At 70.6% G+C, this 18,487-nt stretch carries 18 protein-coding genes and 3 pseudogenes; 11 read left to right on the top strand and 10 right to left on the bottom strand.

The annotated features are described in order from the left end of the window. Positions 1-2 precede the first annotated feature (2 nt). Both I2W78_RS39085 and I2W78_RS39080 read right to left on the bottom strand, forming a co-directional pair. Positions 3-1,765, bottom strand: a pseudogene (locus I2W78_RS39085) (FAD-dependent oxidoreductase). Between the two features lie 18 nt (positions 1,766-1,783). Beyond that, on the bottom strand, positions 1,784-3,712 hold the full coding sequence (locus I2W78_RS39080) for a maleylacetate reductase and hydroxyquinol 1,2-dioxygenase domain-containing protein (protein WP_196465501.1): 1,929 nt from the start codon (positions 3,710-3,712) through the stop codon (positions 1,784-1,786). 253 nt (positions 3,713-3,965) lie between these two features. Between I2W78_RS39080 and I2W78_RS39075 the strand changes: the two genes are divergently transcribed. Beyond that, on the top strand, positions 3,966-4,379 hold the full coding sequence (locus I2W78_RS39075) for a cupin domain-containing protein (protein ID WP_196465500.1): 414 nt from the start codon (positions 3,966-3,968) through the stop codon (positions 4,377-4,379). Here I2W78_RS39075 and I2W78_RS39070 read toward each other — a convergent pair. Beyond that, the gene (locus I2W78_RS39070; protein WP_196465499.1) at positions 4,324-4,923 is read right to left on the bottom strand and encodes a cupin domain-containing protein; all 600 of its coding nucleotides are present in this window, start codon (positions 4,921-4,923) and stop codon (positions 4,324-4,326) included. The two genes, I2W78_RS39075 and I2W78_RS39070, sit on opposite strands and share 56 nt — an antisense overlap. A gap of 147 nt (positions 4,924-5,070) precedes the next feature. Between I2W78_RS39070 and I2W78_RS39065 the strand changes: the two genes are divergently transcribed. The 5 genes from I2W78_RS39065 (at position 5,071) to I2W78_RS39045 (ending at position 8,278) form a co-directional block, all read left to right on the top strand. Next, positions 5,071-5,592 (top strand): GNAT family N-acetyltransferase, encoded by a 522-nt coding sequence (locus I2W78_RS39065; protein ID WP_196465498.1) that lies wholly within the window; start codon positions 5,071-5,073, stop codon positions 5,590-5,592. A 130-nt stretch (positions 5,593-5,722) separates the two neighbouring features. Next, positions 5,723-5,995 carry a hypothetical protein gene (locus I2W78_RS39060; RefSeq protein WP_230887099.1) on the top strand — a complete coding sequence of 91 codons (273 nt, stop codon included), beginning with the start codon at positions 5,723-5,725 and terminating at the stop codon, positions 5,993-5,995. Positions 5,996-6,101: 106 nt separating this feature from the next. Continuing rightward, positions 6,102-6,545, top strand: a complete 444-nt coding sequence (gene nsrR / locus I2W78_RS39055; RefSeq protein ID WP_196465497.1) for a nitric oxide-sensing transcriptional repressor NsrR — start codon at positions 6,102-6,104, stop codon at positions 6,543-6,545. 90 nt (positions 6,546-6,635) lie between these two features. After that, positions 6,636-7,835, top strand: a complete 1,200-nt coding sequence (locus I2W78_RS39050) for a globin domain-containing protein (protein ID WP_196465496.1) — start codon at positions 6,636-6,638, stop codon at positions 7,833-7,835. Between the two features lie 14 nt (positions 7,836-7,849). Then, entirely contained in the window at positions 7,850-8,278 is a 429-nt protein-coding gene (locus I2W78_RS39045) for a hypothetical protein (RefSeq protein ID WP_196465495.1), read from the top strand. A 53-nt stretch (positions 8,279-8,331) separates the two neighbouring features. On the opposite strand, the pseudogene I2W78_RS39040 reads toward I2W78_RS39045, so the two are convergent. The 4 genes and pseudogenes from I2W78_RS39040 to I2W78_RS39025 form a co-directional block, all read right to left on the bottom strand. After that, positions 8,332-9,248 (bottom strand): annotated as a pseudogene (locus I2W78_RS39040) (ABC transporter permease). Beyond that, positions 9,245-10,162 carry an ABC transporter ATP-binding protein gene (locus I2W78_RS39035; protein WP_230887097.1) on the bottom strand — a complete coding sequence of 306 codons (918 nt, stop codon included), beginning with the start codon at positions 10,160-10,162 and terminating at the stop codon, positions 9,245-9,247. Before I2W78_RS39035 ends, I2W78_RS39040 begins: the two are co-directional and overlap by 4 nt. Continuing rightward, a complete protein-coding gene (locus tag I2W78_RS39030) occupies positions 10,159-10,512 on the bottom strand; it encodes a transcriptional regulator (protein WP_196465494.1) in 354 nt (117 codons plus the stop codon). The genes I2W78_RS39035 and I2W78_RS39030 overlap by 4 nt, the downstream gene beginning before the upstream one ends. Continuing rightward, positions 10,509-11,015 (bottom strand): hypothetical protein, encoded by a 507-nt coding sequence (locus I2W78_RS39025; protein WP_196465493.1) that lies wholly within the window; start codon positions 11,013-11,015, stop codon positions 10,509-10,511. The genes I2W78_RS39030 and I2W78_RS39025 overlap by 4 nt, the downstream gene beginning before the upstream one ends. A gap of 202 nt (positions 11,016-11,217) precedes the next feature. Here I2W78_RS39025 and I2W78_RS40930 point away from each other — a divergent pair. From I2W78_RS40930 to I2W78_RS39005, 4 genes and pseudogenes are all read left to right on the top strand, one after another. Next, a pseudogene (locus I2W78_RS40930) lies at positions 11,218-11,556 on the top strand (GOLPH3/VPS74 family protein); the annotation flags it as partial. Positions 11,557-11,709: 153 nt separating this feature from the next. Further along, positions 11,710-12,450: a hypothetical protein gene (locus I2W78_RS39015; protein ID WP_196465492.1), complete on the top strand. Its 741-nt coding sequence runs from the start codon at positions 11,710-11,712 to the stop codon at positions 12,448-12,450. Positions 12,451-12,496: 46 nt separating this feature from the next. Next, positions 12,497-13,090, top strand: a complete 594-nt coding sequence (locus I2W78_RS39010) for a TetR/AcrR family transcriptional regulator (protein ID WP_196465491.1) — start codon at positions 12,497-12,499, stop codon at positions 13,088-13,090. Then, the gene (locus tag I2W78_RS39005; RefSeq protein WP_196465490.1) at positions 13,087-13,923 is read left to right on the top strand and encodes an alpha/beta fold hydrolase; all 837 of its coding nucleotides are present in this window, start codon (positions 13,087-13,089) and stop codon (positions 13,921-13,923) included. The genes I2W78_RS39010 and I2W78_RS39005 overlap by 4 nt, the downstream gene beginning before the upstream one ends. Positions 13,924-14,064: 141 nt before the next feature. On the opposite strand, the gene I2W78_RS39000 is transcribed toward I2W78_RS39005, so the two are convergent. Further along, on the bottom strand, positions 14,065-14,412 hold the full coding sequence (locus I2W78_RS39000; protein WP_196465489.1) for a DUF1330 domain-containing protein: 348 nt from the start codon (positions 14,410-14,412) through the stop codon (positions 14,065-14,067). A gap of 256 nt (positions 14,413-14,668) precedes the next feature. On the opposite strand from I2W78_RS39000, the gene I2W78_RS38995 reads away from it, so the two are divergent. Beyond that, positions 14,669-15,121: a DUF5707 domain-containing protein gene (locus tag I2W78_RS38995; RefSeq protein WP_196465488.1), complete on the top strand. Its 453-nt coding sequence runs from the start codon at positions 14,669-14,671 to the stop codon at positions 15,119-15,121. Positions 15,122-15,321: 200 nt separating this feature from the next. Here the strand turns inward: I2W78_RS38995 and I2W78_RS38990 are convergent, their stop codons facing one another. Next, a complete protein-coding gene (locus tag I2W78_RS38990) occupies positions 15,322-16,653 on the bottom strand; it encodes a hypothetical protein (RefSeq protein WP_196465487.1) in 1,332 nt (443 codons plus the stop codon). Positions 16,654-17,232: 579 nt separating this feature from the next. Beyond that, positions 17,233-18,438, bottom strand: a complete 1,206-nt coding sequence (locus I2W78_RS38985; RefSeq protein WP_196465486.1) for a cytochrome P450 — start codon at positions 18,436-18,438, stop codon at positions 17,233-17,235. Positions 18,439-18,487: the final 49 nt, after the last annotated feature.

Genomic DNA, 18,487 nt, shown 5'->3' with positions numbered 1-18,487 from the left:
GGTCACCGCCCCAGTACCCGGCGCAGGGCGGCGAGCAGCTCGTTTCGTGCCTCCGACGATGTTTCGGGTGCGGTGCGGCGGCGCCAGGCCACGTAGCCGTCCGGGCGCACCAGCAGCACCCCGTCCTCGGCCATCTCGCTCACCCTGCTCCATTCGCCGTAGGCGTCACGGGAGTCGTCGTCGCCGACGCGCACGCAACGCAGCGATATGCCTAGCTCCTCGCTGCAGGCGGCCGCCGCCGCGTCCCACACCCCGCCCGAAAGCCCGGTCAGCACGGTGAACACACCCTTGCCGACGACGTCGAGGGTGGAGGCCCGCTCGCCGGCGCTGTCCACGAGCCACGCGTGCGGCAGCTTGGCGCCCGGGCGGGTCGTCGGCCGGGCCACCAGCTCGGGGTCGTCCTCCCCGTGCTCGACGGGAGAGTCGTCGGCGACGACCGCGCCGGAGACGTAGCGCTGGTTCATCTCGACGCCGTGCGCGTTGAACTCGTAGTTCTTGAGCTGGATCGCGTCCTCCAGCAGCCGACGTCGCTTGGCGCCCTCGGCGGTGCCCGCGCGCAGTGCCGCGATCCCCTCGGCGATGGCCCGCTCGTCGCTGTCGGTACCGACACCGAGTGTCTCGAAGACCGGTCCGAACTGGTCCCGGCTGAGGTTCGCGCGTTCGACGATCTGCCGTCCCACCGGGGCGCGTTCGGCCGAGTAGCTGTCCAGCAGTACCGGTCCCGCCTCGCCACGGACGACCATGGCGAGCTTCCAGGCCAGGTTGTACGCGTCCTGGACCGAGGTGTTGGAGCCGAGCCCGTTGGACGGGGGTGGCGGTGCACGGCGTCGCCCATGCAGAACACCCGCCCGGACGCATAGGCCGAAGCGTAGGTGTGGTTGACGGTCCACAGGGAGGTGGACGTGATCTCCACGGGCAGGTCCGGGTCGCCGATGAGATCGCGTACGATCCGGCGCGCCTCCTCCTCGTCGACCGAGGGCGGGGGCTGCTCGATGTCGTAGCCCCACACCAGCAGCCACTCGTTCCACGGCCGCACCATGCGGACCAGGCCCATGCCGATGCCGCCGGTCGCCGCGCCGGGCCGCAGCACCCAGTACAGGACGCTGGGACGGTGGGCGCAGTGCCGGGCGAGGTCGGCCTTGAAGACGATGTTCATGCTGCCGGCCTTGCCCATGCGCCCGTCCATGGGGAGGCCGATCTGCTCGGCGACGGTGCTGCGCCCGCCGTCGGCGCCGATCAGGTAGCGGGCCCGTACGGTGAACTCGTCGCCGCGGACCCGGTCGCGCAGCAGGGCCGTGACGCCGTCCTCGTCCTGCGTGAGGCTCAGGAACTCGGTGTCGAAGCGGACCTTGGCGCCACGGGCCGCCGCGTTGGTGGTGAGGATCGGCTCCAGGTAGGTCTGCGGCAGGTCGATCATCTGGCAGGGGCTGGTCGACGCGTACTCGGTCAGGGAGCCGGGCCCCGTGCCCCAGCTGCGGATCCGGCCTATCTCCTCGCCCGTGAGCGCGGTGCAGAGCACGGTGTCCCCCATGAGGTGGGACGGGCTGCCGTGCGCCAGCGCCTCGGTTTCGACGCCCAGGTCGCGCAGCACTTCCATCGTGCGCTGATTGGTGATGTGCGCCCGGGGGGTGTTGGCGAGCCAGCCGTACTTGGTGACAAGGAGGGTGCGGATGCCGTAGGTGGCCAGCAGCAGGGCGGCGGAGCCCCCGGCGGGGCCGCTGCCGACGACGAGGACGTCGATGTCGTAGCTGTCGGTGCGGGTCATGAGGGGCCTTCTCCTCGGTCAGTCGGTCAGGGGGGCGATGCGGAAGGAGTGGTCCAGACGGCGCCACTCCCCGTCGACGCTCCGGCCGTCCGGGGTGGGGCCGGTCTGGGGGTCGAAGTCGACGACGAGCTGGTCCTTCACGCCGAAGACGGTGTCGCTGTCGAGGTACGAGCCGCCGGCCACGAACAGCTGCGTGACGAGCCGGCGGTGGCCGGGCGCGTCGATCATGAAGTGCAGGTGCGGCGCCCGGTAGGGATGGCGGCCGACCGCCGAGAGCATCTGCCCCACGGGGCCGTCCTGCGGGATCGGATACTCCGAGGGCAGGATCGACCAGAACGTCAGCCGTCCCTCGGCGTCGCTGCGCAGCCGGGCCCGCAGCACGGGCCCGTCCAGCTCCGGCAGTTGAACGTCGTAGAAGCCGTCCTTGTTGGACTGCCATACGTCGACGACCGCGTCCTTGACCGGCACCCCGGACGTGTCGGTGATGCGGACGTCCACCCACAGGGGCGTTCCGGGCAGGCCGCCGGAGATGTCGCTGCCGTGCGCGGCCTCAGGGGGCCCTTCCACGTAGAAGGGGCCGAGGACGGCGGACGGGGTGGTGTCCGGGGTGCGGGAGTTGGTCAGCAGATCCACAGCGCTGGAGACGCCCAGCACGTCCGAGAGCAGCACGAACTCCTGCCGGGTCGGGCCGCACAGCTGTCCCGTCCGGGTCAGGAAGTCGATCGCGTACTGCCATTCCGCTTCGGTGACGTCCTGTTCGGCCACGAAGGAGTGCAGGTGCCGTACGAGGGCGGTGAGCAGGGTGCGGACACGGGCGTCCGGCGCGTGCGCGAAGCTCGCCACCACCTGCTCGGTGAGTCGGGCCGGCAAGGAGTCGGTGCTGGCGAGCTCCTGGGGACGGCGGCCGTGCCAGGCGTCGGCCAGCAGGCCCTCGATGCCCTCGGAGGTCAGTTCCCGGGGGTTCGGGTACGGCGTCGCCACGGCCAGCCGGGCCGCGCGACCCAGCTCCGACTCGGGCATGCCCAGATCGCGCAGCGACGTCGGCCCGCCCAGCGCGGCGATCAGGTCGTACACGCCGCTCGCAGCGTCGGGCACGTCCAGCGCCCGGGCGATCCGGCGCATGGCGTCGGGGGCGGCGGGCGCGTTGTAGGCCATCGCGTGCGGCAGGATCACGGTGTGCGTCTCGGCGTGCGGCAGGCCGAAGCTGCCGCCCAGGGTGTGGCAGAGCTTGTGGTGCAGGCCCATGCCCACCGTGGCCAGGCACGTACCGGCGAGCCAGGCGGCCTGCAGCAGGTCGGCCCGCGCCTCCCGGTCGGCGGGGTCGGCGGCCAGCCGGGGCAGCGCCCGCCCGATGAGGGAGATCGCGTCGAGGGCCCGGCGGTCCGTGACCGGGTCGGCGTCGGCGGAGTACAGCGCCTCCACGGCATGCGCCATGGCGTTCACACCGCTGGTGATCGACATGGGCAGGGGCAGGGAGAGGGTGAAGTCGACGTCGTAGACGACTGTCTCGGGCAGGATCGCGGCCGAGGACCGGGTGACCTTGTGTCCGTCTCGCGTCTCCCCGAGCACGGGGGTCACCTCGGATCCGGCGTACGTGGTCGGTACGACCACCTGGGGCAGGTCCGTGCGCACAGCGAGCGCCTTGGACAGGCCCGTGGTCGAGCCCCCGCCGACAGACACGAGACAGTCGGCGCCCGCCTCCCTCAGTACGGCGAGCGCCGCTTCCGTCACCTCGGTCGGCGTGTGCATGGCGGCGCCGTCGAACTCCGCCGCCAGCAGGCCGCCCAGGGCGTCCCGGACCCGCGCGGATGCCTCCGCGAGCGGCGGGCTGGACAGCAGCAGCACCCGGGAACCGCCGAGCCGCCGCACCTCGTCGGCGAGGTCGCCGACAGAGCCGGAGCCGAAGAGCACCCGTGCCGGATGGGAAGTGTGCACGAACGTCCGCATGATCCATCGCCTCCGTGTGTCGGCCTCATCGCCGTTGTGCCTGGCCACCGAGTGTGGGGGTTGCCCGGGGGTCAACTCCTGCACGATCGGGGCGTGCCGTTGCACGAAAGGCGCGTGGCGCGGGGGCGCCGGGCGGCGCATGTGCGCCCTGCAGACAGTCGGCGTCCCTGGGCCGGTTCGCCGGACAGGGCTGTCACAAACGGGGAGGCCGTCTTGTCCTTGCTGTGGACAGTCCCTTGTTTTGGAGGAACACATGAGCGCTGAGCACGCCCACCTGCCCCCAGGCGTTGAGGTGATCACGACCCTGCCGGAGGCGGCGGCCCGGATACCGGACGGCGCCGAGGCCAGGACCATCCGGGTCACCCTGCCGCCCGGCGACCCCGGCGCGCCCCCGCACCGGCACCCCGGACCGCTCTTCGGCTACGTGACCGAGGGCGAGATCCTCTTCGAGCTGGAGGGGCAGCCGCCCCGGGTCCTCAAGGCCGGTGACGCCCTGTTCGAGCCCGGGGGCGAGGTGATCCACTACCAGGGCGCCAACAACCTCCCGGACGCGCAGTCGCAGCTGGTGGTGACCATGTTCGCGCCGCCGGGTACGCCGGTTCTGACCGTGGTCAGCGCGGAGGAACTGGCCGAACGACGACACCTACGGGTTGCCCAGCCGTCGTGACCGCCGTATTCCTCCTGGTGTGCTGCGTGAAGTGCAGCGGGCGCAGTTCGACACTGTTCGCTTGGTCGCTCAGTGGCGGCAGGTGAGTGGCGAGCGGCCGCCTGCTGCAACGCGCCGGCTCGTCGCTCGTCGGCGTGCCGACGGGGGTGAGGAGGAGTCCGCCCGCGAGAACGAACCGCTCGAAGCCCGCCGGAACGTGGAGGGTGAGGAACCGGGCCTGCGGGCTGGTCACCACGAAGGCGTGCGGAACCTTGCGCGGCAGGAACGCTGCGGCGCCGGCGCCGGCCGCCTGCGCCTGGCCGTCCACCTCGACGCGCAGCTCGCCGTCGAGGACCAGGAAGGTCTCCTCCTCGGCGTCACGCCTGTGCAAGGGGGCGCAGTAGCCGCGCTCCCCCTCGTGCTCGACGACCGCCAGTTGCCCGCCGCTCGCTTCGCCTCCCACCCGGATGCGCAGCACGGCGCCGAGGAAGCGAACGGCCTGCTGGAGGCCGGGCGTCGCGAGGGACGGCGTACCTGGAGTGAGGCTGCCACCCAAGTCGGACATAACTGCATGGAACACCCAGTGGTTGCGGAATGCCCAAGTCCCGCCCGCTGGCGATCGGCCTCCTCGCGCAGCCCGTCGGGGCGAGGCGCTGCCTGGTGGGAAAATCCACGTGCGCTCTGGTCGCCCCGCGTGATACCCCTCCCTGCTGTGGGTGATCTTGTGACGGCGCGGCTCGTGATTCATCCGATGACCGTGAGTGAGGCTGAGCGAGTAGTGGCGGGCGAGCCGGACAGTGGTGCCCGATGGGCGCCCGAATACCCCACAGACGGGGATGTGTCCGCCGCCAGGCGCTTCCTGAGCACCTGCGCGGACACCGGTGATCCCCAGCCATTCGGAAACTATGAGATCCGCCGCCGCGAGGACAGTCAGGCGATCGGCGGTGTGGGCTTCCACGGACCCGCGGACGAGAACGGCAGCGTCACGATCGGCTACGGCCTCGTCCCGTCAGCGCGAGGCAAGGGGTACGCCACCGAAGCCCTCCGCGGACTGCTGCTGCTCGCGCGGGCCCACGGCGTCACCTGCGTGAAAGGCGACGCGGACCACGACAACATCGCGTCCCAGCACGTCATGCTGGCAGTCGGCATGCGGCCGACCGGAGAAGACGAACACGTGAGGTACTTCGAGATCGCCTGGACCGACGCGACGGCGATCACCGACCCCCGCTCCTAGCCGGTCTCATGCTCTCTACAGCGTGCGTCGGCGCGGGACCCCTCCCGGAAGGGACTCCTTACACTCCGGGCATTGTTCTCGTGGCCGGTGACGGAGTCGCCGGACAAGGTCGGACGGGGAGGGATGTGGCATGGGACGGCCGTGGGGGTTTGGCGCGGTGGCGGCCGCCGGGGCTGCGGTGCTGGTGCTCGCGGGGTGCACCACCCCGCCGACGGACTACAGCGAGGTCGTCACGTTCACCGACGAGCACGGCCGCGCCTGCACCGCGACGGTGGTCGTCGACCAGGAGCAGAACGAGGGTAACGACTACGAGGTCACCAGCCTCGACTGCGAGTACCCACCGCAGGGCAGGACGCCGGGGCCCACCCGCTACCGGCCCATGCCGGAGCGGGGTTCGAACTGACCAGCGTCACCTGACGATGCGGGCGCCGGACTCCGTGATGGGCTCCACACCGTTGATCAGCCCACTCAAACAGGAATCCTGGATGCGTGTTTGTTAGTGTCAGGGCGTGCGGTTGACGAAGTTCACCGACCTGGCGCTGCGTGCCGTGATGCGCCTGGCGGTCTCCGAGCAGGACGGCCCTCTGACCACCCAGGAGGTGGCGGAGGCTATGGCGGTACCCTCCGCGCACATGGCGAAGGCGGTCACGCGCCTGCAGCACCTGGGCGTACTGGAGGCCCGACGCGGTCGCGGCGGCGGACTGGCACTCACCGCCCTCGGCCGCCGGGCGTCGGTGGGCTGGCTGGTGCGGGAACTGGAAGGTCAGGACGAGGTCGTCGCGTGTGAGGGCGATCAACCCTGCCCACTCCGCGCGGCGTGCCGACTCCGACGCGCACTGCGCGACGCACAGGAAGCCTTCTACGCCACCCTCGATCCGCTGACCGTGACCGACCTGGTGGCCTCACCCACCGGGCCGGTTCTCGTGGGACTGGCCGGCCACCGCCCCGAGTGAGCCTCATCCGTCGGTGCGCGCGTACTCGCGCGCGCCTGCACACACCCATCCGTTTAAATGCGCAGATCATCTACCAATAAAGGGGCCGCTGTGCTCTCCGAGCAATCCATCCCGATCGTCCGGGCCACCCTGCCCCTCGTCGGCGCCGCCATCGACGAGATCGCCGAGCTGTTCTACGCCAAGCTCTTCGACGACCTTCCCGAACTGCTGCGCGACCTGTTCAACCGCGGGAACCAGGCCAACGGGGAGCAGAAGAAGGCGCTGGCCGGCTCCATCGCGGCGTTCGCGGGCATGCTGCTCGAACACCCCGACGCCCGGCCCGACGCGATGCTCGCCAGGATCGCCCACAAGCACGCCTCCCTCGGCGTCACCTCCGACCAGTACAAGCTCGTCCACCAACACCTCCTCGCCGCCGTCGGCGAGGTCCTGGGCGATGCCGTCACCGGCGACGTAGCCGCCGTCTGGGACGAGGTCTACTGGCTGATGGCCAACGCGCTGATCGCTGTTGAGGCCCGGCTCTACCAGGAGGCCGACGTGGCCGACGGCCGGGTCTGGCGGCAGATGAAGGTGATCGACCGGCGAGAGGAGACCCCTGACGCGGTGTCCTTCGTGCTGGGCCGCATCGACGGCAGCCCCGCGGGCGCGTTCCGCCCGGGCCAGTACGTCAGTGTCCAGGTCGAACTGCCCGACGGCGCCCGCCAGATACGCCAGTACAGCCTGTCCGCCGCCCCGGGCAGCGACCCGTGGCGCATCACCGTCAAGCGCGTCAACGGCATGGCAGGACCGGAGGGCGAGGTCTCCTCCTGGCTGCATGAGAACGTGCGCGTCGGAGACGTGCTCACCGTCTCCGCCCCCTTCGGCGACCTCGTCCTACCCGAAGGCGACGGCCCGCTGCTGCTGGCGTCGGCCGGGATCGGCTGCACACCGATGCTGTCCATGCTCCACCACCTGGCCGCCGGGCGTACGTCCCGGGAGGTGACGGTGGTTCACGCCGACCGCACCCCCGCCGACCATGCGCACCGCGACGAACTCCGCCGCCTGGTCCAAGCGCTGCCGCATGCCACGTTGCACCTCTGGTACGAAGAGCCGGGCGACGATGCCCCGGGGGCGTCCGCCGGCCAGGCCGACGTGACCGCGCTCGAACTCCCGGAGGGGCTGAACGCCGCATACCTGTGCGGCCCGCTGCCGTTCATGCGGGCGGTACGCGGCGACCTGCTCCGCCTCGGATTGCCCGCACACGCCATTCACTACGAAGTCTTCGGCCCTGATCTCTGGCTCGGCCGCGAGTAAGGAGCGCGCACCCCATGAACGCCACGTCGGCCGCCGTAGCTACCGCCGTCATCTTCGTCTGGCTGGGGATGGTCCTGGCCATCTCCTTTCTCGAGGCGCCGTTGAAGTTCCGGGCTCCCGGTGTGACCGTACCCATCGGGCTCGGCATCGGCCGGATCGTCTTCCGCGCGCTCAACCGGGCCGAACTCGTGCTCGCCACCGCCGCGGTCGCTTCGGTGGCCGTCGGTGACCCTCCCCTGCCCGTCGGCCTGCTCACCGGTATTGCCGCACTGCTGCTGGCCGTACAGCTCCTGCTGATCCGACCCCGCCTCAACCGCCGCTCCGACCGGGTGCTCGCCGGTGAGACCTTGCCCCGCTCCCACGCCCACCTGCTCTACGTGGTCACCGAGGCGCTCAAGGTCCTCGCCCTTCTCGCGCTGGGGATCTGTCTCCTGACGGTCTGACCACCAGACTCTCGCGGTCGGCATCGACCCCTGCCGGACAGGCATGAGCCCTCCTACGCGGGCATCGCCCCGCTCTGGGCCGCCCGGCGGTGGCGCGCGGTCAGGCGGGAGCCGGACTCGCGGCGGGCGGCTCGGCGCAGGAGAGGGATGGCCAGGAGGAACCCGAGGACCGCCCAGGCGGTCAGCACCAGGGCGACCATGGGCAACTCCCAGGAGCCGGCCGCCTCTGCGGTCCGTGCGGAGTCCGGCAGCAGCGCCGAACGCAGGCCCTGTGCCATCCACTTGAGCGGGAAGACGGCGGCCACCTGCTGCACCGGCACGGGCAGCGAGGTGATCGGGAACACCGCTCCGGAGGTGACCAGCAGGCCCATCGTGGGCAGCATGATCAATGCCAGCGCCTCGCGGGGGTTGGGCAGCACGGCGCCGATGGCCGCGCCCAGCGGAACGACGGCGAGCAGGCCGAGGGTGGTGACCCACAGCAGTGTCAGCCAGTCGCCCGGCCCGTGCGGCAGTGGCCCGTCCACCAGCACCGCTGCGGTGACCAGGAGCAGAGCAAGGGTGCCGACCGCCGTGACGACCACCAGCAGGCACTTGGCGACGAGGTAGGCGGGTATCCCCCGGGCGTCGCACGCAGCCGCAGCAGGGCGCCTTCCTCCCGCTCGGTCACGAGCATCTGCGGCAGATTGATCAGCCCGATCTGGAACAGCAGATACGCGGCGAAGCCCGCAAGCACCAGATGGGCCATGGGGGTGTGGGTGCCGGGAACGTCGTCGCCGACGTAGGCGGCGACCAGGAGTGCGACGACCACGTTGGTCAGATGGCCGGACATCTCTTTGGGATTGCGGAGGAGCTGCCGTAGCTCGATGCCGCCTCGGAGAACGCCGGCACGCCAGTGGTGGCGGGTGGGGCGGCGAGGCTTCTCCGCCTTGTCGGTCCTGGCCCTCTCGTTCGTCACGTGCGTTTCCCTCATGCGGCCCGTGCCTCCCCGTCCATGACTGCGTCCGTGCCGTCGTCCTGCCAATGCACCATGTGCAGATAGGTGTCCTCCAGCGTCGGGCGGCGGACCTCCAGGTCGGCGATCGGGCCGACCGCGTCCTGGTGGAGGTCCCAGACCAGCCGTGAGGGGTCCTCGGTGCGTACGCGGCGGGACGTACCGTCGTCGGCCGTCCAGCGGACCTCGGCCTGAGCGGCGGCCCGACGAGCCAGCTCCGCCGGGGTGCCGCAGGCCCGGATCCGGCCGCCGACCAGCATCGCGATCCGGTCGGCGAGCCGCTCGGCCTCCACCAGGTCGTGTGTGGTGAGCAGGACGGTGACGCCTTCATCGCGGGCCAGCCGTTCGACCAGGAGGTGGAACTCGTGCCGTGCCTGAGGGTCGAAACCGGTGGTCGGCTCGTCCAGGAAGAGGAGTTCGGGGCGGCCGACGATGCCGAGCGCGACATCCAGCCGCCGGCGCTGGCCGCCGGACAGCCGGTTCACCTGCTGGTCGGCCTGGTCGGTGAGGCCGACCAGGGCCAGCAGCCCGGCGGGGTCGCGCGGGTCGGAGTAGTACGTCGCGAAGTGCGTCAGAAGTTCGCAGACCCGCCAGCGGGGGTGGTCGCGCCAGGACTGCAGGACCAGCCCGATGCGGCCGCGCCAGGCGTCGTCGCCCCGCTCGGGGTCCACACCGAGGACGCGGACCTCCCCGCCGGAGCGCTGCCGGAAGCCCTCCAGGATCTCGACGGTGGTGGTCTTCCCGGCGCCGTTGGGGCCGAGCAGCGCGAAGACCTCGCCGCGGTGGACGTCCAGATCGATGCCGCGCAGGACGCTGGTGTCGCCGTACGCCATGGTCACATCGCGGGCCTGGATCACGGGTTGGGCGGGTGCGTGCTCGATCTGCTGCGTCATCGTCCTGCCTTCGTGGGGTGCTGCCGGCGGGCTTCCTCCCCGGTCGTCGCCGGCGGCCCGGCGCCCTCGACGATTGCCCGGAGCGCCGCCACGTGCCCCTCGAAGGCGGTGCGGCCGCGGTCCGTCAACCGCACCTTCGTGCGCCGCTTGCGGCCGCCGCCCTCCTTGTGGAGCTCCAGGTATCCGGCCTCTTCCAGGGTGTGCAGTTGTTTGGAGAGTGCGGAGTCGCTGAGCGAGAGGCTGTCGCGGACGAACGCGAAGTCCGCCCATTCGGTGGCGGCGAGCAGTGCGACCACCGACAGCCGGGTGGCGGGATGGATCAGCTCGTCGAAGCCGGTGGGTGTGCTCATCTGCCCGCCCCCACGCGGGCCGCCGGTTCGCCGCGGCCGCGCAACGAGCCGACCGCCCAGCGGCCGGCAGGTCCGACGAACAGCACGAACACGGCCGCCGAGACCGTGGCCTGGATCAGGCTGCCGGACATCGGCTTCAGGGACTCGACCATACGGCCGGACAGGACGATGGTCCCGCCGGTCACCACCGCGCCCGCGACGAAGGTGGCGAACATCCGCCAGCTGCAACGGGAGTGGTGCAGTCGCATCCGGCTCCTGCGGTTGTAGGTCCGGGCCAGCGCGCCCAGCACCGTGAGATAGACGGCGAGGGCCAGCCAGACGCCCCACTTGGGCGGGTCCAGGCCCAGGCCGGCCAGGAAGACCCACATGATCGCGGCCGTGGCGTATGTCGCGCCGGGGCCGCCGGACGCGCTCCGCTCGACCTCGTCGTACACCCGCTCCTGTGGCACTCGGATGCGCTGCAGGTCCTTCCATGCCTGTTCGGCATCCACTGGTGTGCTCACGGCCACCGCCTCCCCGTTCCAACTTTACTTTCCTACCGGGAAAGCTACCCTTGACTTTCCCGTCAGGCAAGTCGGGGGGCGAGGCCACGCACGGGTGCCGGCACGCTGTACTACACCCGGGGTGGTGCGGGACGTCCAGACCCTGATCATCGAGATCGGCACCGGGCTGCGAAAGACCGTGCTCGACTGACTCGTCGAACGGGGCCTGCTGCGCCGGGAGAGCAACAGGACACTCGGCCTGTTCCGTACGACGTCCACGCGGGCCGCCGACACCCGGCACAAGGAAGCCGTTGTCGCGCGAGTACGTGCGGCCCTGGTGGACGGGGCGGAGCCCGATGCCCGTACCGCGGCGTTGATCGGTCTGCTGTCCGCAAGCGGCACGCTGCCGAGCCTGCACCGCGTGATCCCGTGGTCGGGCACGGTCTACAAGCGTGCGAAGAAGCTGGAGCAGGAGAGTTGGGGCGCCGAAGCGGTGAACGGCGCGGTGATGCGGACCGTCGCGGCGGTCTCCGCGGGAACCGCGGCCGCCGTCACGACCTGAGCCGGCAGCCCGAGGGTCCGTCGTTTGGATCACGCCGCAGACGCAGCAGTGCAGTGCAGTGCGGCGCGACGGATACCGTCAGCAAAGCCACGCTCTCGTAGTCAGCGGAAAACCGTTCGACTGGCTGGGTCCCAGCCGTCATGATCCGCACTCGTGACGCTTCCGAAGCAACATCTGGTCCGGGCAGCCGCCCGAAACAACGCCGAGTGGTGCGCAGCGATGAGCCGGTCGCATGGCCTGGCGGGCGAGTTCGGGGCACAGGCTTGGGCCGCCGCATCCCGAACGCCGCAGTTCTACCCCGACGCGGTGACGCTGGTGCCGGGCGCCGACCGGACCGCGCTTGCGGCCCGGATCGACACCACCGCACCCGGCGCCACCGTCAAGGACAGCTTCGCCGACCTCAACCTGACAGAGGTCGGCTTTCGTGTGCTGTTCGAAGCGCAGTGGATCTACCGCCCACCGAGTAAGCCCACCCCCGCGTCCGATCTCGTCTGGGACGTGGCGGGCGACCCGGACAAGCTGCGCGCATGGGCGCTCGCCTGGGACGACGGAGACGGCAACGCGGACCTCTTCCGGCCTGAACTGCTCGACGACCCCGCCACCTTCGTGCTCGCCGGACAGTCCGCCGATGGCCGAACTGTCGCCGGAGCGGTGGCGAACCAAAGCGACGACGTGGTCGGCATCTCCAATGTCTTCGCGCTGGACGGCGGCCCTGACGCGGTCTGGCCAGTCGTCCTGGGCGCAGTGAACCGGCTGTTCCCCACCATGCCGGTGGTCGGCTACGAGCGGGGCGACGACCTGGCGGCCGCCGTCCGCCATGGCTTCGAGCCGGTCGGACCGCTGCGGATCTGGCTGCACGGCGCGTCACCTTCAGCCCCCCTTCGACCTTCCTAGGACCCCTAGGCTAAAACTAGAGGGTCAAGGATCTTGGGGAGGACGCATGGCGCGCGCAGGGCTGACGGCGGAGCGGGTGACGATCGCGGGCGCCGAACTGGCGGACGAGATCGGATTCGAGCAGGTGACCATGTCGCAGGTGGCGCGGCGGCTGGGCGTGAAGGACGCGAGCCTCTACACGCACGTCCGCGGCCTGGAGGATCTGCGCGGTCGGATCGCGCTGCTGGCGGCGGACGAGAAGACCATTCGCATCGCGGAGGCGACCGTCGGGCGGGCGGGCAAGGACGCCCTGGTCGCGTTCGCGAACGCCTGGCGGGAGTACGCCCGCACGCATCCTGGCCGCTACACGGCGACCCAGACCCCGATCCGGATCGACCCCGATCTGGCTGCCAAGGCAACCGGACCGCGGCGCGCGGTCGAGCTGACCTACGGCATGCTGCGCGGCTACGGACTGACCGAGCCAGACCTGACCGACGCGGTCCGGTTGCTGCGCAGCACGTTCCACGGGTTCGTCGCCCTGGAGGCCGCGGGCGGATTCGCGCACGAGCGTTCGTCGCAGCAGTCCTGGATCCGCGCGCTCGACGCCCTGCACACCCTCCTGGAGCACTGGCCATCGCCCCGAGAAGGAGACTCCTCATGACCGGTCAGACCGTCGGCAGCCTGCGTGTGGACGGCGCGACACTGCACTACGAAACGCGCGGTCAGGGCCCGCTCCTGCTGCTGATCCCCGGTGGGACGGGGGGCGCAGCCTCCTTCGACGGCATCGCCGACGCCCTGGCCACGGAATACACCGTCGCCACCTACGACCCGCGCGGCATGTCGCGCAGCACGTTGGACGACCCCGAGGCTGAGCAGCGAGTGGCCGAGCACGCCGATGACGCGTTCCGGATGTTGGAACTGCTGTCGCCGGGCGAGCCCGCTCGCGTGTTCGGCGCCAGCGCGGGCGCGATCGCCGCCCTGCACCTGCTCGCTGCGCATCCGGAGCGCATCGAACGCGTCGTGGCGCACGAGCCACCGGTGGTGGAAGTCCTGCCGGACGCCCCCGAACACCGGGTGCTCATCGCGCGCGTGCAGGAGACGTTCCGCATCCAAGGGCTCATGCCGGCGATGGCTGTATTCGCCGCGGGGCTGAAGAAGGACGGCGACAATGCCGGCCCGAAGGCCGAGGTCGAGCTTCCGCCGCAAGCAGCGGAGCGGGCTGAGCGGACGATGGCCAACTTGCCGTACTTCATTGGACGCATCGTGCCCAGTTTCATGTCCTACGCCCCGGACATCCACCGACTGGAGGCACTGTCAGACCGACTTGTGCTCGCCTGTGGCCAGGACTCGAGCGGCGAGCTCCCCTACCGTCCAGCCGCCTTCCTGGCCGAGCGTCTCGGCACGGAACTTCAGCACTTTCCAGGCGGGCACACCGGCCTGACCACGCACCCCGCCGAGTTCGCCGACCGCCTGCGGAAGGGGCTGGAGGCCTGACGTGTGGTCCCTCCCTCCTCGTCCTTGCAGCTCGACGCTCCCCCACGCTCGAACGCGCTCGCGCGGGGCCCCCATCGCCCCCGCTCACCTGCGTCCACGAATCACCGCCGATTTCCTGCGACCTGATCCGCCGGACAGGCCCTATTCGGCCGCCATGGCCTCGCGCAGCTTTTTCGCGGTGACGGCCGGGTCGTAGTCCTCGGGTACGCCCTCGACGAGGATGATGTCGCCCTCGATGTGCCGTGAGCGCAGCGGGGCGATCTCCTGGTAGGCGGGCGAGTCCCACCAGGCACGCGCCTCGGCGATCCCCGGGAATCCGATCACCACCACGGCCCCGGGCCAGCTCCCCTCCTTCACCTCGTGCGGCGTGACGTGCACGAGGAACCGGCCGCCGTATGGCTCGAAGGTGCCCGGGATACGCTCGATGTACTCGGCGACCTCTGGGTGCAAGGCGGCGTCTCGCAGGTGGGCGATGGCGTACGCGGGCATGGCGTCCTCCTGGACCTGGCCGGTCGGTTCCGTACAGGGACGATCGTGGCACCCAGCCCGCGCAGGGGTCGATGACCTGCCAGGTAATCGGCGGGACGGGGAGGGGTGCGGTACGCCGAGCCGGGCGAAACCGCCTAGGCGCGATTGAGTATCTCTGCTCAGGCCCGGGCCGCCCTGCGCCGCGAGCATCGAGGCAGCGGCGCGGCCAAGAGCGCCGGCTCCAGAACGAGTTGACACAGTCACGGGGAGACCTGCCATGTCCCGACGTATCGCCCTGTCCGCCGCCGCCGCAATCGTCGTCCTCGGCGGCGCCGGAGCCTTCGCCTTCGCCTACGCCGAGGACCAGCAGCCCGCCCTGGACAACAGCGACGCCCGCTACGCGGCCCCCGACGGGGACCGGGACGGCTCGTTCACCTTCACCACCGAGGTCACGGCGTCTTCCGGCGTCAAGAGCCTGAAGGTCCTGGCCTGGCCGGCCGACGACACCTTCGCCAAGGACGAACTGACCGAGAAGGACATGGCCGAGGCGGATTCGGCCACCTGCAAGCCCGCTGGCGACGACACCGCCCGCTGCACCTACAAGATTCCCGTGACCGCCGCCGAGGCCGCCGAGTCCCCGCGCGGCCCCTGGCACGTCGCCACCCTCACCACCGCCAAGGACGGCACGACCACCTTCGACAAGAAGGCGGCGAGCTTCACCATCGGCTGAGGCCGCGTGCGCGGCGGCAGTTGCTGGGCGGGCCGGCCCTCTGACAGTCCGACCGCACGTGCCGTCCAAGGCAGCCCGTTGAACACTTCGGCGAGTCAATCTCCGATGGGAGTGGACTCTCTGCGGCTCGGTCGCCGACGTGGAACTGGTGGCCCGGGACCCGGGGCATGACAGCAGCCCCGGGCCCCGGAACCGGGCCGTCAGACGGCCGGGTTGAGGACCAGCTTCGCTGTGTTGTTGGCGGCGATCGGGTCGAACGCGAACCCGTCACCGTACGGAGGCTTCAGCGTCACCTCGCCGGTGGAACGCGCGATGACGGTGTCGATGCGCAGCTGGAACGGGAAGGTCACGGTCTGCTTCTCGGCCACCCAGATCGGCAGGTCGCACACATAGCGCGGGGCCCCGGTGGTGCCCTCGTACCAGTCGCCCTGCAGTGTGCGGCCCGAGCAGTTCTCCGGCACGCCGGTGACCGTGGCGCCCTTGGGCACGATGAAGTCGATGTGGCCGACGGGGTCGCCGGAGCCGAGGTTCGCGATCCACGCCGGACCACGGTTGCGGAACGTCAGCGCGGCCTGCACGGTCTCGCCGGCAGCGCCGCTCACCCTCGCACCGCGCACCGCGAAGTCAGCAGTGTTGACGGCCTCGATCCCGGCGACCGTGCCGTTGTCGCCGGGCGAGATGTCCTCGCCTCCGCTCGGCGCGACGCCGATGTCGATGCGCTCGTTCAGGGCGTAGGACGCCACAGTCGCCTGCAGCGGCTGCGGCAGCGTGAACGAGCCGCCCGGCTGGACGACGTCGTCGAAAGCGCAGTCCACCTTGGTGACGGGCTTGATGGCGCCCTCACCGATCGGGGTGCTGGTGCACTGTGGCGCGAGCCCGTCCAGGCGCAGGCCGCGGGTGACATACAGGGTGACCTGGACGCCCTGGGCCGGCTCGTTGCCGTTGTTGACGACGGAGAACGGCACGGGCACGGAGGCACCCGGCATGACACCCTCGACCGGCGCGGGGCCGGTGAGGACCAGGTCGGGGCCCGAAGCGATGCGCACCGTGGTCTCGAAGCCCTCGGGCGATCTGAGCTCGCCGCCCATCGTGGTGGTGGCCGTCGCCTGGTAGGTGATCTTGCCGGTGACGTCGATGTCCGCGCCGGCCGCCGCGCGCACCTGGAGCTGGACCTGGGTGGCGCTGTTCGTGGGCACCTCGGGGATGCTGCACACGGCGGTGGTGCCGGTCGGGGCGCAGTTCGCGGGCCAGGTGACGTCGGCGACGCCGGTCAGTCCGGAGACGTCGACGGTGAGCCGGCCGTCGGTGACGGTGTAGTCGGCGTTGTCGTGGTACAGCCCGAGGCCGAGGGTGGTCGCCGGGCCCTGCCCGCCGTCTGCCGCCTTGGGCAGCACGGACTCGTAGGGCGCCTGGATCCACAGCGTGTCACTGGCGGCGACGGCCGGTGCCGACATCCCGACCGTGACCAGACCCGCCGCGGCGGCGCACACGCCGAACCGCGCCGCGGCCCGGACGACGGAAGACGTACTCATGATGCTCCCTGTTCTTCGTATGTGTCGAAAGCCAACTGATCGACCACCGAAGACAACGAAAGGTTGCGCACCCGTCTCTGACGTGTCATCAGTCCACTGAGCCGGCAGGGTCGTCAACCGGGGCAAGGGGCCGCCCGGGACGCTGCAGGCGGCCATCGATCGGGAGATGCGGCTACTCGATCCCGAGGTGCGTGCTTTCCCCCGGGCATCGTTCATCTGACGTACTGCGCCGACAACCAGGGCCGTCGGGCATGGCGGAGCTCTCTTTGGCGGCTGACGGAGACGGGCTGGCGGATGTACTTCCACCAGGGCACTTTGACCAGGTGAGCGGGGGACCGGGGCGGGCCACGGCACGACATGGGGCCGGGAGCGCGGGCTCCGCCGTGCTCCCGGACACGCCTCCCCTACGCTGCGGTTCAGCCGAGAGCAGACACACGCGGTCATGACCTCGACGGACGAGCGAAGCGCCAAGCACACCTCGCGGCAATGAACTCCGTGACCAACTCTGGCTGGGCAGCGGTGTGGGGCGGGGACCGGCCGCAGGGTCCCCGCCCGCGTCGTAGTGGCCGGGCGAACCCCCTACCAGGCCACTGGCAGCTCCAGCGGGAACCGCCTGATCGTGTCGGTGTCCCACCGCACTTCCTCGGGCGGCACCACGAGCCGCAGCCCGGGGAAGCGTTCAATGAGCCGCCCGATGGCGACTTCGAGCTCTGCCATGGCCAAGGACATGGCGATGCAGCGGTGCCCGCCCCAGCCGAACGTCATGTGCGGACTGTTCGGCCGGTCGACGTCGATGACATGCGGGTCCGGGTAGCGTTCCGGGTCGCGGTTGGCCGTCAGGTACGACACGTGGACGAACTCGCCCGCCCGGATGCGCACTCCGTCCAGTTCCACGTCCTCCAGGGCCACCCGGGGGATGCCGACCCCCTTGCGGAACGGGATGTAGCGAAGCATCTCGTGCAGGACGTCAGTCAGGGTCTCGGGCCGACGCCTCAGGTGCTCCATGAGCTCGGGACGTGTCAGAAGCAGGTAGGCGATATCGCTGATCTGGCAGGTCGCCGTGTCCTGGCCGCTGAGCGCCAGCGTCAGCGTCATGACGGCCAGTTCCCTGTCGTCCAGTTGCTCCTCACCGTCGCGCGCCGCGGCCATCGCACTGATGAGGTCCGGACCGGGTGAATTCCGGCGCTGTTCAACGAGTTTGGCGAAGTAGGCCGTCAGATCGGCCTTGGCGCTGGCGGCGGCCTGCTTGCTGTCCGCACCGACGACCAGCAACTGGCGCACGGACTCCTCGATCCGCGGCCATTCCTGCCGTTCGATGCCGAGCAGGTCCAGGATGGTGTGCTTGGGAAGCGTGTTGGACAGGTGCCGAACCAGATCCGCGGGCGGGCCCTCCCGCTCCATCTCGTCCAGCAGGAGGTCCGTGAGGCGGATGATCCGGGGCCGCATGGCCTCGACGTGCTGCTGGGAGAATGCCTGCGAGGCCAGGCGGCGGACGCGGGTGCTGTGCGGCGGGTCCATGACATTGACCGACTCGGGGGAAACGATGGGCTCCGGAGTCATCCGCGGATAGTCCTGGCCGATGATGCCCGCCCGACTGAGCCGGTGGTCGGTGGTCACCTGCTTGACGGCCTCGAAGCCCGTGACCAACCAGGCGTCGGCGTCGCCGTAGCGAAGCCGGATCCGTGTGGGGGAACCGCGACGCATCAGATCGGCGAGCGCGGGGTCGAACTCCAGGGCTTCACTGAAGTCGAAAGGGCAGGTGATCGCTTCGTTGTCCTCAGTCATCAGCTGTCTCCTCCGGCATGGGTACGACGGTGGTGGCGTCCACGGTCCG

It is taken from the genome of Streptomyces spinoverrucosus (assembly GCF_015712165.1).
GTDB lineage: Bacteria > Actinomycetota > Actinomycetes > Streptomycetales > Streptomycetaceae > Streptomyces > Streptomyces spinoverrucosus_A.
This window is presented reverse-complemented; position numbering and strand designations above follow the sequence as displayed.